The following is a 15,525-nucleotide window of genomic DNA, read 5'->3' as shown; positions in this document are numbered from 1 at the left end:
CGCTTAGAACAAGGCAAAGATTGCAGCGAGCTAGTGGTTCTACCTACAAAATCTTTAACGCAGTTATAATCGGTTTTAACAAGCAAGAATGAACAGATAATTGGTGTAATAGGTATTAACTATTCGGCTTCGTCACGGAATACCACCAGCCGCTTAGGGGCCACCTTGCCATCGTCGTTGACTTCAGCAACACCAATGAAAAGCTTCTCTTCACCTGATGTCATGCGCAGCGGTGTACCTTCAGGTGCGTCAAATACCTGCACTGGCATACCATGCTGCACCAAGTGAGTCAGCTCAGCATTAAGGTTGACTTCTGGGAGGTCTTCGACCGCAGTATCCATAGGTAACAGCAGAGGGTCGAGTAACTCTTTAGGGGCGACCTCATCACGGTGAGCTTGCTCAAGCAGCTCATTCAGTTGCTCTAAGGTCACCATCTTCTCGTATGGGTAGTTGGCGACACCTGTACGGCGCAACATAGTGACGTGAGCGCCACAGCCAAGCATTTCACCAAGATCATCGACGATAGTACGAATATAAGTCCCTTTGGAGCAGTGTACTTCCATCTCAACTTCATCCCCTTCAAAGCGGTGAAGAACGATTTCATATACAGTGATCTTGCGTGACTCACGCGGGACCTCGATGCCTTTGCGCGCATACTCGTACAGCGGTTTGCCTTGATACTTCAACGCTGAGAACATCGAGGGAACCTGGTCAGACTCTCCGCGGAACTTATCAATACACGCTTCCAGTTTCTCTAAGCTTACGTCCACTGGACGCGTCTCAACCACCTCACCATCTGAGTCAGAGGTATCAGTGCGCTCACCCAGTTTAGCAATCACTCGGTAACGCTTATCTGAATCGAGCAAAAACTGAGAAAACTTAGTCGCTTCACCAAGACAGATCGGCAGCATACCCGTCGCGAGAGGATCCAGTGCACCTGTATGACCTGCTTTTTCGGCAAAGTAGATACGTTTTACTTTTTGTAGCGCATCATTCGATGAGATACCTGTTGGCTTATCCAGCAGAACCACACCATTAATTGGACGACCTTTACGACGACGAGCCATTAGCTGTCTTCTCCCACCTGGTCTTCATCACGGCCAGCATCTTGCTGCTTACGCTTGTCTTCGTTTACCACTTCAGACACAAGGTTAGACATGCGCATACCTTCCACTAGAGTGTTGTCGTAGTAGAAACGAACTTCTGGAGTTAGACGCAGACGAATGCGCTTGCCGAGCATCATACGGATATGAACTTCATGCTCACGTAGTGCTTCCAGGCAAGATTCAGGGGTTTGCTCACCAACACAAAGGAAGGTAACAAATACTTTGGCGTATGCCAGGTCACGCGACACTTCTACATCAGAAATGGTCACCATGCCCAGACGAGAATCGCGAACTTCGCGCTGAAGGATCAGAGCGAGTTCTTTTTGCAGCTGTTGTGACACTCGCTGCGTGCGGCTAAATTCTTTTGACATATCTTTTCTCTTATTAGAAAGAATGGGGGGATGGTCGTAACCAGCCCCCCATGGCGTATTCAACAACCAATTACAGCGTATCTTGACAAGATGTCGCTAGTAATTTTCGTCAATTAGTCAAGAGTACGTTTAATTTCAACGATTTCGAATACTTCGATCTGGTCACCAACGCGAACATCGTTGTAGTTCTTAACGCCGATACCACATTCGTAGCCACTCTTAACTTCCTGAACGTCATCTTTAAAGCGACGTAGTGATTCTAGCTCACCTTCGTAAATAACAACGTTATCACGTAGAACACGGATAGGGTTGCTGCGCTTAATAAGACCTTCAGTAACCATACAACCTGCGATGGCGCCCAGTTTCGGTGACTTAAATACGTCACGAACTTCAGCAAGACCAATGATCTCTTGCTTGAATTCTGGAGCAAGCATACCGCCCATTGCTTGTTTAACTTCGTCAATCAATTGGTAAATGATTGAGTAGTAACGTAGGTCAACACTTGCTGCTTCAACCGCACGACGCGCAGAGGCATCAGCACGAACGTTAAAGCCAAGGATGATAGCGTTAGAAGCTTCTGCTAGTACTACGTCAGTTTCGGTAATACCACCCACACCTGAACCAACGATGTTTACTTTCACTTCGTCAGTAGACAGTTTCAATAGTGAGTCAGAGATAGCTTCAACAGAACCTTGAACGTCCGCTTTAAGAACCACGTTAAGCTCAGCGACTTCACCCGCCGTCATGTTAGAGAACATGTTCTCTAGCTTCGATTTCTGCTGACGTGCAAGTTTCACTTCACGGAACTTACCAGCACGGTAGTTTGCCACTTCACGCGCTTTACGCTCATCACGTACGACTGTTGCTTCGTCACCTGAAGAAGGTACGCCAGATAGACCTAGGATTTCTACAGGGATAGAAGGACCCGCTTCCGTGATTTCTTTACCAAGCTCATCACGCATTGCACGAACACGGCCGTACTCTTGACCACAAAGTACGATATCACCTTTGCGCAGAGTACCTGACTGAACCAGTACGGTAGCCACAGGACCACGACCTTTATCGAGACGAGACTCAACAACAACGCCAGATGCCATGCCTTCTTTAACCGCTGTTAGTTCAAGAACTTCAGACTGAAGAAGGATTGCTTCTAGAAGACCATCGATGTTTGTACCCTGTTTCGCAGAGATGTGAACGAACATGTTCTCACCGCCCCACTCTTCAGGAATAACGTCGTACTGAGCCAGCTCGTTCTTCACGTTGTCTGGGTTTGCGTCTTCTTTATCGATCTTGTTCACAGCTACAATCAGAGGAACACCCGCCGCTTTAGCGTGTTGGATAGCCTCGATCGTTTGTGGCATTACGCCATCGTCTGCTGCAACAACAAGAACAACGATATCCGTTGCTTGAGCACCACGAGCACGCATTGCGGTAAACGCCGCGTGTCCTGGAGTATCAAGGAAAGTGATCATACCGTTGTCAGTTTCTACGTGGTAAGCACCGATGTGCTGGGTAATACCACCCGCTTCTCCCGACGCTACGTGTGTACGACGAATGTAGTCAAGAGTCGATGTTTTACCGTGGTCAACGTGACCCATGATAGTCACAACCGGAGCGCGAGGTGCGGCTTCGGCGTTGCTATCACGGTCTTGCATTACCGCTTCTTCCAGCTCGTTCTCTTTACGGATGATAACTTTGTGGCCCATCTCTTCAGCAACAAGCTGAGCGGTTTCTTGGTCGATCACTTGGTTGATGGTCGCCATCGCGCCCATCTTCATCATCACTTTGATAACTTCGGTCGCTTTCACTGACATCTTACTTGCCAGTTCAGAGACGACGATAGTTTCACCGATCACTACGTCTGCTTTAGCCACAGTTGCGGTTTTATCGAAACCTTGCTGCATTGACGCAGGCTTAGCTAAACGACCTTTACGACCACCTTTGCCACCACGTTGGTTACGTCCACCACGGCTATTTTGCTCTTCGTTGTTGCTCGAAGGTTTTTTCTTCTTACGACGACGGGCGCCTTCTTCTTTACGATCTTCAGCATCTTCAGCTTCACGCGCATAAGTCGAAGTAGTGACGTGGTAGTCAGAGTTCTCTAACTCTTTCTTCTTCTTCTCTTCTTCAGACCAACGAGCTTCGTTCTCTTCAGCAAGCTTACGCGCTTCTTCAACAAGCTTAGCAGCTTCTTGTTCAGCTTTGCGTTGTGCTTCTTCTTCCTGGCGACGTTTCAACTCATCCGCTTCTTTCTTCGCTTGAGTATTCACATCTGCGTTTTGTGCATTCATCTCTTTCTTAGCCTTATCAGCTTGTACGCGTTTGGCCTTCTCTTCAGCTTCACGTTTTGCATCCGCTTCTCGCTTCGCTTTCTCTTCGGCCTCGCGTTGTGCTTTCTCTGCAGCTTCGCGTTTCGCTTGCTCTTCAGCTTCACGCTTCGCAAGCTCTTCGGCTTCACGCTTTGCTGCTTCCTCAGCCTCACGTTTTGCGTCGTCTTCGATAATGCTGCGCTTCACATAAGTGCGCTTTTTGCGCACTTCTACTTGAACATCCTTACTCTTGCCGCCACCAGCGTTAACGCTCAGTGTGCTGCGAGTTTTACGCTGCAAAGTCAAACGAGTTGGCTCAGCATCACCTGAGGTGTCGCCGTGCTCTTTTTTAAGGTGCGTCAATAGCTTCTGCTTCTCTTCGTCAGAAACTTGGTCACCACTCGCTTTTTTCATGCCAGCGTCAGCAAGTTGTTCAATTAAGCGGTCCACTGGCGTGCCAATTTCTTCACTCAGTGCCTTAACAGTAATTTGTGTCATGCCGCTTCCTCCCTTGCTGAATTATGCGTCTTCACCGAACCAACAGATGTTACGAGCAGCCATAATTAGCTCACCCGCGCGTTCTTCGGTTAGACCTTCAATACCTTCTAAATCATCAATACCCTGGTCAGCCAGATCTTCTAGTGTTGCAACACCTTTAGCTGCCAGTTTAAATGCCATCTCGCGCTCTAAGCCTTCTAGGCCCAATAGGTCTTCAGCAGGCTCTAAACCTTCGAAAGATTCTTCTTGTGCTAGCGCAAGAGTGGTCAGTGCGTTCTTCGCACGACTACGTAGTTCTTCTACTAGGTCTTCATCCAGACCATCAACTTCAAGAAGCTCGTTTACAGGAACGTAAGCCACTTCTTCTAGCGTTGAGAAGCCTTCTTCAACCAGTAGTTGAGCAAAGTCTTCTTCAATATCTAAGTGCTTCATGAAGTTTTCAATCGCAGCTTGAGACTCTTCAGCGTGTTTCTTCTGTAGGTCTTCAACTGTCATCACATTGAGTTCCCAACCTGTTAGTTGAGAGGCAAGACGTACGTTTTGACCGTTGCGACCAATCGCTTGGGCAAGGTTGTCAGCTTCTACTGCGATGTCCATCGAGTTCGCGTCTTCATCAACAATGATAGAAGCCACGTCTGCTGGCGCCATTGCATTGATAACGAATTGCGCTGGGTTATCGTCCCAAAGCACGATATCAATACGCTCGCCACCAAGCTCACCAGAAACCGCTTGTACGCGTGCACCACGCATACCCACACACGCACCCACAGGGTCGATACGTTTGTCGTTGGTTTTCACTGCAATTTTCGCACGTGAACCTGGATCGCGCGCCGCGCCTTTAAGTTCAATGATCTCTTCCGCGATTTCAGGAACTTCAACACGGAACAGTTCAGCTAGCATTTCAGGCTTAGAGCGAGTGATGAATAGCTGGAAGCCACGTGCTTCTGGAGCCACTTTGTACAGAAGACCACGTACACGGTCACCTGGACGGAAGTTTTCACGTGGAAGTTGGTCATCACGAAGGATAACCGCTTCAGCGTTGTTACCTAGGTCAAGTACCACGGTTTCACGGTTAACTTTCTTAACCACACCAGTAACCAGTTCACCTTCGTTATCGATAAACTGTTCAACGATCTGTGCGCGCTCAGCTTCACGTACTTTTTGTACAATCACTTGCTTAGCGGTTTGAGTCGTAATACGGTCAAACGTCACTGACTCAATATCATCTTCAACGTAGTCGCCAAGCTCGAACTCTTCGTTTTCAAACTTAGCAGCCTCTAATGAAATTTCTTTTGTTGGATGCTCTACTTCTTCAACAATCAACCAACGACGGAAGGTTTCGAACTCACCCGTTTTACGGTCAATCTGAACACGAACATCAATTTCCATTTCGTGTTTCTTTTTAGTAGAAGTTGCAAGAGCAATTTCAAGGGCTTCAAAGATTCGCTCACGAGGTACCGCTTTCTCGTTCGATACCGCTTCTACTACCGCTAAAATTTCTTTACTCATTTTAAATAGCCTCTAAGACTTTAATTAAAATTTAGGGATCAGGTTAGCTTTTGAAATATTGCTTAGGGCAAACTCTTCTTGGTTACCATCAACGGTAACGGAGATGGTTTCACCATCGACAGAGTGGATAACACCTTTCCACTTGCGACGGTTGCCCACGGCCATTTTCAAAACGAGACTTACCTCGTGACCAATAAATTGTTCGTAATGTGCAGCTTTGAAAAGTGGTCGTTCTAGACCTGGAGAAGAGATTTCAAGGTTGTAAGCCACCGTGATTGGATCTTCAACGTCCATAACCGCGCTCACTTGGCGGCTAACTTCAGCACAATCTTCGACGTTAATACCGTTTTCATGATCGATAAAAATACGTAACGTTGAATGCTCGCCTGCGCGAATAAATTCTAATCCAACTAACTCATAACCTGATGCCGCTACAGGAGCTTCAAGCATTTCAGTAAGTTGTCTTTCTAAACCAGTCATTTAAACCACTCCAGAAACAAAAAAAGGGCTCAGAGCCCAATTTAAATTCCAAGCAAAGCTCTAAATCTCTGTTGAAGAAATTTAGATAACAAAAAACCCCGAATAAGTCGGGGTTTTTTGTTGCTGGACCCTGATGTGTTAAGTGATAGTGTTGCCACTTAACTCGCAGTAGCGTTACTGCGCAAACTTGTACTAATCCTCAGGGGATTGGTTGCGGGGGCCGGATTTGAACCGACGACCTTCGGGTTATGAGCCCGACGAGCTACCAAGCTGCTCCACCCCGCGTCCGACTTGTCGAGCATTATACGCTCTCCAAGGTGTTTTACAAGTTTGTAAATAATGGTGCCGAGAGAGGGACTCGAACCCTCACACCAAAGGCACTAGCACCTCATGCTAGCGTGTCTACCAATTTCACCATCTCGGCAGCTAAATCTATTTAGCTAGAATCTAGCTTATTGAGGAATTTCGTCGCCTTGAGGGGCTGGAATTTCACTCGCATCATCAACTTTCTGGATAACTTGACCTTGAGTCGGGTCAATCCACTGAGATTCAGTTTTGTGTGTAGACATGTTGCCTAGCACTAAGCTAATGATGAAAAATACTGTTGCAAAAATTGCAGTCATTCGGGTTAGGAAGTTACCTGAGCCGCTTGCGCCAAACACTGTGTTTGATGCGCCAGCACCGAATGAGGCTCCCATATCTGCGCCTTTACCTTGTTGAATCAGCACTAGGCCGATTACACCAACCGCTGCCAACAGGTAAATCACAAGTAGAACTGTAAACATGATTTCCACCTATGTTCCAAATTGTTGAGCCAGCGCCGCTCGAGAACTCAGTTTAGTAAGCTTTCAGAACAAGGCTAGCGACCTCCTCTCCGAAGGCCGAGCAATACTAACCAAACACGAATGTACTGACAAGGGGATTTTTGCAAAAAAGTTCGACTTAAGCATCGAACGGTCAAAAAAAGGACAAAAACAGAAGGTTATTGCTGTTTATCCTTTATTAGAGTCAAAGTTGATTGAACTCTTGGCTGTACTCAATACAACCTGAACGCTCGGAGAACTCGCCCTCTACTAAAGGCAACACTTGAAACACGCCCGGTGGAACTTCCCATTGACAGCTTAATTGATACTCTTCGCTGGCAACAAAGCCAAAACGTGAATAGTAGTTGGGGTCACCCAAAACAACACAAGCGGGGTAATCGAACTCAAGTAATGAGGTGAGCCCTTCTTTTACTAGTTGAGCCCCAATTCCTTGCTGGCGGTAATCAGGGTGAACCGCGAGTGGAGCCAACCCTTGCCAGTTAAAGTCTTGGCCAGCCAATGTCACCGGAGTGAACAGGATATGGCCGATAACTTCACCGTCATCATTGCAAGCAACTAAAGATAACGTTCGGCGACCATTCTCTCTCAATCGCATCACCAAATCGGCTTCAGCCGAGGTATCAAAGGCAAGTTTTAGTAAACGGTCAATCGCCAAAATATCGGCCGGAGCTTCAGTTCGAATAAGCATTAATCACCTCTTTTTGTGGTTGCGGCGATTGTAAGCCTTTTTGCACAAAGTCGGCTAGCTGATTTAACAAAGCTTGAAGTGGTTTCGGCAGTAACTCTAAGTCAACACTATCCATTAAGTTCTTCACTTCTAGGCCAAGTTCAGTGTCGCCCTCAATGGTGAGTCGCCTCTGAAAAAACAAAGTATCAGGGTCTTCTTTTCTGCCCGCGATCAACACTAAGTCATTTAAGTGCCCACTAAATGAAACATCTTCTTTAACGGGATGATCAGCAACCAAGAGTTGCTCGTTTTGGTAACTGATAAGCCAACTCAACTCTAAGTCCTTTACTTCCACTTTGAGCCATTTGTCTTCAAGGAATTCAAAGTCTCCGTCTTCAAGTGCTTCTTGAAAAACCATTTTCAGCGCTTCTAACAAGGCTTTTTTTTGTACAGATTGCGGCAATAAGTGGACTGGAGATCGCAAAATTGATGCGGCATTTTGAACTAGTTGAGTGCGAATCTTGTTAATCACGCGAATTTTCCGTTACTTTGTTGTTTATATTTGCTCATCATAGAGCATGTTTCATCAGCGATTCCTGTCATTTATCAAAAAAAAGACATCTGCCCTTAGCGCTTTAATCTCGGGGCAAGGACAGTTATAGTTACTCAATCGCACGCAAACTTTCACTCGGTGAATTATTTGCTCTTTGGAGAGTCGGACCACCTTGATGCTATCGCAACAATTACAGCACTGGTTTACTAAAATAACGGCCAATAGTCCGTTCTTTTTTGCCATTCTGGATCAGCAGCATAACTATGCTGTGGTCAACGGACGCTATTGCGACATTGCCGGACTCACCTCAACTGAATTAGTCGGGATGAACGACAGCCAAATCTTAGGCCAGCAGTTCTACGAACATTTGAAGCCCTACTACCAAAGAGCGTTTAAGGGCGAATCCATTGAAGCAGAAATGACGCTTGGCGATGTAAATCTCGAAACCAGCCTGCACTTCAACCTCTCTCCGATAGATAATGACGGTAAAATCGAACATATCATCTTTCATGCGATTGATACTTCTGAAAAACAGATCCTCATTCGCTCACTAGATGAATCGGAAGGGAAGTTCTCGACCCTCACCTCTTTATTACCTGAAGGTATTTTACTGGTTGAGGACGACTGTATTATCTCAGTCAACCCAGCCGCACTGAGATTGCTCGGTTTTGATTCAGCACAAGATGTCCTTGGCGAAAGCCTGTCTAGACTGTTCGTCGATGAAAAAACCAAAACCGTGTTCTCAGAGTCGCTCACCAACAGTTTGTGTGAAGCGCCGCTGGTTTGTTTAACCAGCCCGCGCTGTGGTTTCGAGCGCAAAGTACAGCTACTGGCCGATGCGACGATGATTTTAGGCAGTGACTCTCAGTTGGTTCTGATTCAAGATGCAGAGTCAGCGCCCAAGGCGCTGAGTGTCAATACCGCTGAAGATGCACATATAGACTCGCTCACCGGCCTCTATAACCGCTTCGGTTTTACTAAACGTTTGGAGCAGCTGATCCACAACGAAACGCCGTTGATCATGCTCTACCTCGACATTGATAATTTCAAAAACATCAATGACTCACTCGGCCACCATATTGGTGATAAGGTGATTAAAGAGGTCTCGTCTCGTCTTAAGCGACTGCTACCACAACAAGCGGTACTCGGGCATTTAGGCGGCGATGAGTTTGGTATTATTCTCCCTGAGCCGGAGAACAACCGGATGGCGGAGATTCTGTCCGAGCGAATCATCTCTTTGATTAACCAGCCGTTCGATCTACACCACTTCAGTAAGCGTCTTGCTTGCTCGGTCGGCAGTGTCGCCTACCCGGGCGATGGAAACGACGCGCGTATCCTACTGCAAAATGCCGATACCGCGATGTATGAAGCCAAAGACCGCGGCCGCAATCGACTGATCAAGTTCAACGATCAGATGAACAAAGAAGCGCGGATGCGTTTATGGCTAGAGATTGAACTGCAAAAAGCCCTGCAGCAAAATGGCCTTGAGGTCTGGTATCAACCTAAGGTCAATGCGCGTGATTTTAGTATTAACGGCGCAGAAGCTCTGATCCGCTGGAAACATCCTGTTGAGGGCTATATCAGTCCTGGCGCCTTTATCCCTGTCGCTGAACGCGCTGGGTTAATTGAGCATCTTGGCCGTGTGGTGATGCGCGACGTATTCACTACGGTCAAGCGCTGGAAACTGCAAGGCATCTTGCCCGGCCGCGTCGCCATCAACCTCTCTCCAGAGCAGTTTGGTAATCCTAAACTGATTGATTATATGGAGAAGCTGCTCCGCACCACCGAGCTAGACCCTAGCTGCATCACTTTTGAATTAACCGAAAGTGCCGTAATGAGTGACAGTGAACATACTTTGCAAATGCTTAACGCGATCAAAAAGCTTGGCTTTGCACTCTCTATTGATGATTTCGGTACTGGTTACTCATCGTTATCGTATTTGGCTCGCTTCCCTCTGGATGAACTCAAAATTGACCGTGCCTTTATTTCTGATATTGATAGCTTGCCCAAGCAAGTGACTGTCATCGAAAACATCATCAACTTAGGTAAGTCACTCAATCTTACCGTGGTCGCAGAGGGGGTCGAAACACAGCAACAAGCGACCCTGCTTTCCAACCTAAATTGTAACTCTATTCAAGGGTTCCACTTTTATCGCCCCCAGCCTCGCCAGGAGGTTGAGGAACTGTTTGCGCAAAACCGCCGCCACAAGAACTAACCCTATTTAAGTAATTGAGTGATAAACTCACTCAAACCTGCCTTACATCAAATTTGCCGTTCACATTTCTTCATAAAATGCTCTGCACTTTATGAAAGACTGTATTGGTAACTGCAATGGAACTCCTATGCCCAGCCGGCAACTTGCCAGCATTGAAAACTGCCATCGATTGTGGCGCGGATGCGGTATATATCGGCTTTAAAGATGACACCAATGCGCGTCACTTTGCTGGTTTAAACTTTACCGGCAAGAAGCTTGAGAAAGCGGTGCAATATGTTCATGATCACCACAAGAAGATCCATGTTGCACTCAATACCTTTGCTCACCCTAGTGGATTTGAGCGTTGGACCGAGGCGGTTGATCGCGCCGCAAACAGTGGGGTGGACGCGCTGATCGTCGCCGATATCGCAGTATTGGAATACGCGGCCAACAAATACCCTCATCTTGAACTGCATTTATCTGTACAAGCCTCTGCGACCAACGTCGCGGCGATTGATTTCTATCATCGTCACTTCAACGTCAAACGTGTGGTACTCCCTCGGGTGCTGTCGATACATCAGGTCAAACAGCTCTCACGCAACATGACAAGCGATGTGGAGCTCGAGGTGTTCGCTTTTGGCAGCCTATGCATTATGTCTGAAGGGCGCTGCTATCTCTCTTCTTATATGACTGGCGAGTCACCAAATACTGTTGGTGCTTGCTCTCCAGCCAAATTTGTTCGCTGGCAAGAGACCGAGCAGGGGCTTGAATCTCGCCTCAACAACATTCTAATTGACCGTTACAGCGAGGGTGAGAACGCCGGCTATCCTACCCTATGTAAAGGCCGATTCACTGCCGACCTTGAACAGCAAACCACGGCTTACCACGCGCTAGAAGAGCCGACAAGCTTGAACACATTGTCAATGCTCCCTGAGCTGTTCGCCGCCAACGTCGCATCAGTCAAAATTGAAGGCCGTCAACGCAGTCCCGCCTATGTTGAACAAGTTACCCGCACTTGGCGTGAAGCCATTGACCGCTACCAAGCGAGCCCGGAAAACTATCAAGTAGAGTCCAAGTGGGATGCAACTCTGGCCAATGTATCCGAAGGAAGTCAAACCACTCTCGGTGCTTATCACCGCAAATGGCAATAGAGCTTTCGTTGTGGAGAACAGCATGGAAAACAATATGAAATACGCACTTGGCCCACTACTCTATTTCTGGCCAAAACAAGATGTGGAAGATTTCTATCAGCAGGCGAAAAACAGTTCGGCTGACATCATCTACTTGGGTGAAAGCGTCTGCTCAAAACGACGTGAAATGAAACCCAACCACTGGTTCGAGATCGCTAAAGAGTTAAGCGCTGCAGGTAAACAGGTGGTGCTCTCTACCATGGCACTTCTCGAAGCGCCCAGTGAAGTCAATGTGATGAAGAAGTACATCGACAATGGTGATTTTGCTATCGAAGCGAATGACGTATCTGCGATTCAACTCGCTAGTGAAGCCAAGGTTCCTTTTGTGGTAGGCCCTGCGATCAATGCTTATAACGCTCATACGCTAAAGCTATTCCTAAAACAGGGCATGACACGCTGGTGTATGCCGGTCGAGCTGTCGCGTGAATGGCTGTCTAACGTGCTGACTCAGTGCGATGAAATAGGCATAAAAGGACAGTTTGAAGTGGAAGTGTTTAGCCATGGCTACCTTCCTTTGGCGTATTCCGCGCGCTGCTTTACCGCCCGAGCAGAGAACCGAGCCAAAGACGACTGCGAAACCTGCTGTATTAAGTACCCAACAGGGATCCAAGTCAGCAGCCAAGAGGGGCAGGAGGTGTTCAACCTAAACGGCATCCAAACCCAATCGGGCTACTGTTATAATCTGATTAACGATTTGCCAAGCATGAAAGGTCTGGTTGATGTAGTGCGTTTAAGTCCACTAGGGGTTGATGCCTTCTCGCAAGTCGATAGGTTCAGAGCAAACGAAAACGGCCAAAGCCCTGTTGAGATCGAAAGTCGTCAATGCAACGGCTACTGGCATCAACTCGCAGGCCTTGAGGTGAAAAACCTCTAGCTGCAAACGTAAAAAGGGCTCAACAGAGCCCTTTTCTTTTATGCTGTCACCTGCTGCGCAGATGTCATTTGGCAGCGCTGCACGTCTTTCCACAGCAACACCATGACCACCGCACTCAGAGCGATATTTGACAAAGGATAAGCAAGCCAGATTCCCGTTAGGCCAAATAACTTGGGCATAATGTACAGGAAGGGCAATTGAATTAGCATATTACCCACCGTCACAAACATCGCTTTGCTACCTTTGTTGATCGCTTGATAATAAGCAGAGGCAACCAATAAAAAGCCATCTAAAAACAACGCAAACATGTGCAGGCGAATACCTAGTACCGTATTTTCAATCAGTTGCTGGTCTGTTGAATTGAATACTGAGACGAATGCAGTTGGAAAAAGGTTGAGCAAGACCACAAAACCTAAGCCAATCCCAATCGAGGTGGTCATCGCTACTTTTATAAGCTTGCGTATATTCTCTTGATTGCGAGCACCATGATTGTAGCTAACCAATGGCTGCATACCATTTGCTACCCCTTCAACCGTCAGGTAGTAGACCGTTACGATATAACCTAAGATCGCATACGCACCTATCACCAACACATCGCCATATTGAGCAAATAGACCGTTGTGCAGTGCGATCATCATCGAACCATAGGCATACATAAAGAAGCTTGAGGTACCTATCGCAAAGATCTGCGGAACCGTCTTAAGCTTGAATTTGAAATCGGTAAATTTTAGGCGTAGATTCGCTTTAGACGAAAAGAAATAAGCCAACCCTAAAGCTGTCACGACCGCTTGCGCGATCGTAGTGGCGATGGCCGCACCAGTAAGCTCCCAGCCCCACAACGCTATCATGACATAGTCCATAACTATATTCACCACAGCACCCGCTATCATCAATAGCGTGGCTAAATTTGGGCTATCATCATTGCGTAGCAAAAAGGGCATTGTAATTGAGCCTAAAATAAAGACACTGGATCCAATTAAGATATGCAGATATTGCAGACCCAGCTCATACACACGCCCTTCTGCACCTTGCCAGCGTAAAAAGTCATCGGCAAACAAGTACAGGCCACCAGCAACAATTGGCATCAGAGCCAACAGCAGAAAAAGCCCTGTGGTTAAGACCTGCTTTGCCCCCACATGGTCCCCTTCACCTTGGCGAATAGAGACAAGCGCACCGGTACCGACACCAACCAGCATACCAATACCCAAAATAGTACCAATCACCGGCCAAGCCACATTGATTCCCGCCAAACCATCAGCACCAATATAGTGGCCAATAAAAATGCCATCGACGACCTGATACAAGCCGTTGACCAACATCGCGGCAATGGTCGGAATCGCATAGCGCCAAAACTGTGAATAAATTGACTTTTGCATTTTCACACCAATAGTTAGCAAGGCTAACTAAAATAATAAATTAAGATTTCAGTGACTTCGTTAAAAGTTGTACCAATTGTATGGCTTCATCATCAGAGAGTTTTGCGGTCATCGTAGACGCGATCTGCTGGTAGACCTTCTGTTCCATCGAGATTTCTTCAATCACTTTGTCTGTCAGTGCAACCCGTTTCGCTCTGGCATCTTGATAACAGTGGACCCGCTTAACAAGCCCTTTGTTTTGCAGCCGTACGACCATCGCTGATGCTGAAGGTTTGGTCACCTTCATTTCCTCAGCCAGATCAGTAATACGCACGCCTTGTGGGTAAGCTTCAATTACGCGCAAATAGTCATACTCGTTGAAACTCAAACGCGCCAAAGGATCCTCTTTTGCGTGAATCCGCCACGCTTTAGCACAAAATCGCTCAAGCTCGATCAAACTCTTTTCTAAACTCATCACAAGTCCATTTAGTTAGCCATGCTAACTATTTTAGCGCTAATCATCGGGTACTGGCAATAAAAAACCGCCATCAAAGGCGGTTTTTTATGTTTAAAGGCGACTACTGGCTGCTCTGCTCCTGTGCCATTTTTGCTTTGGCTAGCTGCTCAGCTTTGACCTGATTGTAGATTCGATTCAGTTCAAGGAAGGCGTAACGGTGCTCTACGTACTCATACACGTTAAATGAGATCGCGAGCTTGTATAGGGAGATGGCATTGGCAAAATCACCTTGAGCTTGGTAACGCTTACCTAAGTAAAAATAGGCTTCCGTTAAACGCTGTGCCAGTAAGGTGTTGTCTCTAGTGCCGGCTAAAATCGCTTTAAAGGCCTGCTCTTCGCTAACGTCACCTAAACTTATTGCTACCAGCACCCACCCCCACTGTTCATCTCGCTGTTGATATTGAGCTAACAGTTGCTCACGAGCCAACTCTGGCTGCTGCTCCATTTGAATAAGGTAGCGCCACAGAGCACGAAACGGATCACTTGGATCCTGCTCGTAATGCTTTTGCATGTCTTCAAGCGCCAGATCAATCCGATCCCCGTAATAGAGCGCTATCGCGCGATTGCGCGCGGCATAAGAGTTTTCCGGATCGAGTTCTAATGTGGAATCAAAGGCATCATAAGCCGCATCAAATTCGCCCACTTGAGTAAAAAAGACACCCAACAAGTTAAACAAGTCAGGTTGAGCTGGGTTGAGTGACAGAGACAGGTTGTAATCCAATCGAGCCAGCTCTCGTAAGCCGACACTATCGTAATAATTGCCACGCTCGTAGAGCATTTTAGCTCTGATTTCATCGGACAAGTCTGGGCGCTGCAGTAGATGAGACAGACGCGCGATTTGCACTTCTTGCTGAGCACTGGCTTGCAGTGGTACCGCCATCGGAGGGTAAATCCACTGCGTCGCGTTATTTGATGTCGAAGCACAGCCCGCTGTAATCAGCATTGCTAAGCTAAGTGTTGCGGTTTGAAACCATTTCACAAATAAATACTCCTGTAACTGAGCACTCGCTCAGTGTCATCCGCACATAAAAAAAGGGAGCGTAATGCTCCCTTTATAACATGCTTTGGGCGAATTAGG

Annotated in this window: 14 protein-coding genes and 2 tRNA genes; 3 read left to right on the top strand and 13 right to left on the bottom strand. The window is 47.1% G+C overall.

Going from position 1 to position 15,525, the window contains the following annotated elements; translation table 11 throughout:
* Window positions 1–119: 119 nt before the first annotated feature.
* The 10 genes from truB to ubiT form a co-directional block, all read right to left on the bottom strand.
* Window positions 120–1,067 carry a tRNA pseudouridine(55) synthase TruB gene (truB, locus tag MTO69_RS02500; protein ID WP_248330828.1) on the bottom strand — a complete coding sequence of 316 codons (948 nt, stop codon included), beginning with the start codon at window positions 1,065–1,067 and terminating at the stop codon, window positions 120–122.
* Window positions 1,067–1,477 (bottom strand): 30S ribosome-binding factor RbfA, encoded by a 411-nt coding sequence (rbfA, locus tag MTO69_RS02495; RefSeq protein ID WP_248330826.1) that lies wholly within the window; start codon window positions 1,475–1,477, stop codon window positions 1,067–1,069. Before rbfA ends, truB begins: the two co-directional genes overlap by 1 nt.
* A 113-nt stretch (window positions 1,478–1,590) precedes the next feature.
* Window positions 1,591–4,284 (bottom strand): translation initiation factor IF-2, encoded by a 2,694-nt coding sequence (gene infB, locus MTO69_RS02490; RefSeq protein WP_248330824.1) that lies wholly within the window; start codon window positions 4,282–4,284, stop codon window positions 1,591–1,593.
* A 21-nt stretch (window positions 4,285–4,305) separates the two neighbouring features.
* Complete coding sequence (gene nusA, locus MTO69_RS02485; protein WP_248330822.1) at window positions 4,306–5,793, bottom strand: transcription termination factor NusA; 1,488 nt, start codon at window positions 5,791–5,793, stop codon at window positions 4,306–4,308.
* Between the two features lie 24 nt (window positions 5,794–5,817).
* A complete protein-coding gene (rimP, locus tag MTO69_RS02480; protein WP_248330820.1) occupies window positions 5,818–6,273 on the bottom strand; it encodes a ribosome maturation factor RimP in 456 nt (151 codons plus the stop codon).
* A gap of 208 nt (window positions 6,274–6,481) precedes the next feature.
* Window positions 6,482–6,558: transfer RNA gene (locus tag MTO69_RS02475), tRNA-Met, on the bottom strand.
* 55 nt (window positions 6,559–6,613) lie between these two features.
* Window positions 6,614–6,697: transfer RNA gene (locus MTO69_RS02470), tRNA-Leu, on the bottom strand.
* A gap of 28 nt (window positions 6,698–6,725) precedes the next feature.
* Window positions 6,726–7,058, bottom strand: coding sequence for a preprotein translocase subunit SecG (secG, locus tag MTO69_RS02465; RefSeq protein ID WP_248330818.1), 333 nt, complete (start codon window positions 7,056–7,058; stop codon window positions 6,726–6,728).
* A 223-nt stretch (window positions 7,059–7,281) separates the two neighbouring features.
* Entirely contained in the window at window positions 7,282–7,785 is a 504-nt protein-coding gene (locus tag MTO69_RS02460) for a GNAT family N-acetyltransferase (RefSeq protein WP_248330816.1), read from the bottom strand.
* The gene (ubiT, locus tag MTO69_RS02455) at window positions 7,769–8,296 is read right to left on the bottom strand and encodes a ubiquinone anaerobic biosynthesis accessory factor UbiT (RefSeq protein WP_248330814.1); all 528 of its coding nucleotides are present in this window, start codon (window positions 8,294–8,296) and stop codon (window positions 7,769–7,771) included. Before ubiT ends, MTO69_RS02460 begins: the two co-directional genes overlap by 17 nt.
* A gap of 196 nt (window positions 8,297–8,492) precedes the next feature.
* On the opposite strand from ubiT, the gene MTO69_RS02450 reads away from it, so the two are divergent.
* The 3 genes from MTO69_RS02450 to MTO69_RS02440 all read left to right on the top strand — a co-directional run bounded on the left by MTO69_RS02450 (window position 8,493) and on the right by MTO69_RS02440 (window position 12,575).
* Window positions 8,493–10,532: a sensor domain-containing protein gene (locus MTO69_RS02450; RefSeq protein WP_248330812.1), complete on the top strand. Its 2,040-nt coding sequence runs from the start codon at window positions 8,493–8,495 to the stop codon at window positions 10,530–10,532.
* A 116-nt stretch (window positions 10,533–10,648) separates the two neighbouring features.
* On the top strand, window positions 10,649–11,662 hold the full coding sequence (gene ubiU, locus MTO69_RS02445; protein WP_248330810.1) for a ubiquinone anaerobic biosynthesis protein UbiU: 1,014 nt from the start codon (window positions 10,649–10,651) through the stop codon (window positions 11,660–11,662).
* Between the two features lie 34 nt (window positions 11,663–11,696).
* Window positions 11,697–12,575, top strand: coding sequence for a U32 family peptidase (locus MTO69_RS02440; protein ID WP_432715650.1), 879 nt, complete (start codon window positions 11,697–11,699; stop codon window positions 12,573–12,575).
* Window positions 12,576–12,613: 38 nt separating this feature from the next.
* On the opposite strand, the gene MTO69_RS02435 is transcribed toward MTO69_RS02440, so the two are convergent.
* The 3 genes from MTO69_RS02435 to nlpI all read right to left on the bottom strand — a co-directional run bounded on the left by MTO69_RS02435 (window position 12,614) and on the right by nlpI (window position 15,426).
* Window positions 12,614–13,951, bottom strand: coding sequence for an MATE family efflux transporter (locus tag MTO69_RS02435; RefSeq protein WP_248330806.1), 1,338 nt, complete (start codon window positions 13,949–13,951; stop codon window positions 12,614–12,616).
* A gap of 40 nt (window positions 13,952–13,991) precedes the next feature.
* On the bottom strand, window positions 13,992–14,405 hold the full coding sequence (locus tag MTO69_RS02430; RefSeq protein ID WP_248330804.1) for a MarR family winged helix-turn-helix transcriptional regulator: 414 nt from the start codon (window positions 14,403–14,405) through the stop codon (window positions 13,992–13,994).
* A gap of 103 nt (window positions 14,406–14,508) precedes the next feature.
* Window positions 14,509–15,426 (bottom strand): lipoprotein NlpI, encoded by a 918-nt coding sequence (gene nlpI / locus MTO69_RS02425; protein ID WP_248330802.1) that lies wholly within the window; start codon window positions 15,424–15,426, stop codon window positions 14,509–14,511.
* Window positions 15,427–15,525 lie beyond the last annotated feature (99 nt).

The sequence above is a fragment of the Vibrio sinaloensis genome (assembly GCF_023195835.1).
Classification (GTDB): Bacteria; Pseudomonadota; Gammaproteobacteria; order Enterobacterales; family Vibrionaceae; genus Vibrio; species Vibrio sinaloensis_C.
The sequence above is the reverse complement of the archived record's forward strand: the minus strand, read 5'-3'. Positions and strand labels throughout refer to the sequence as shown.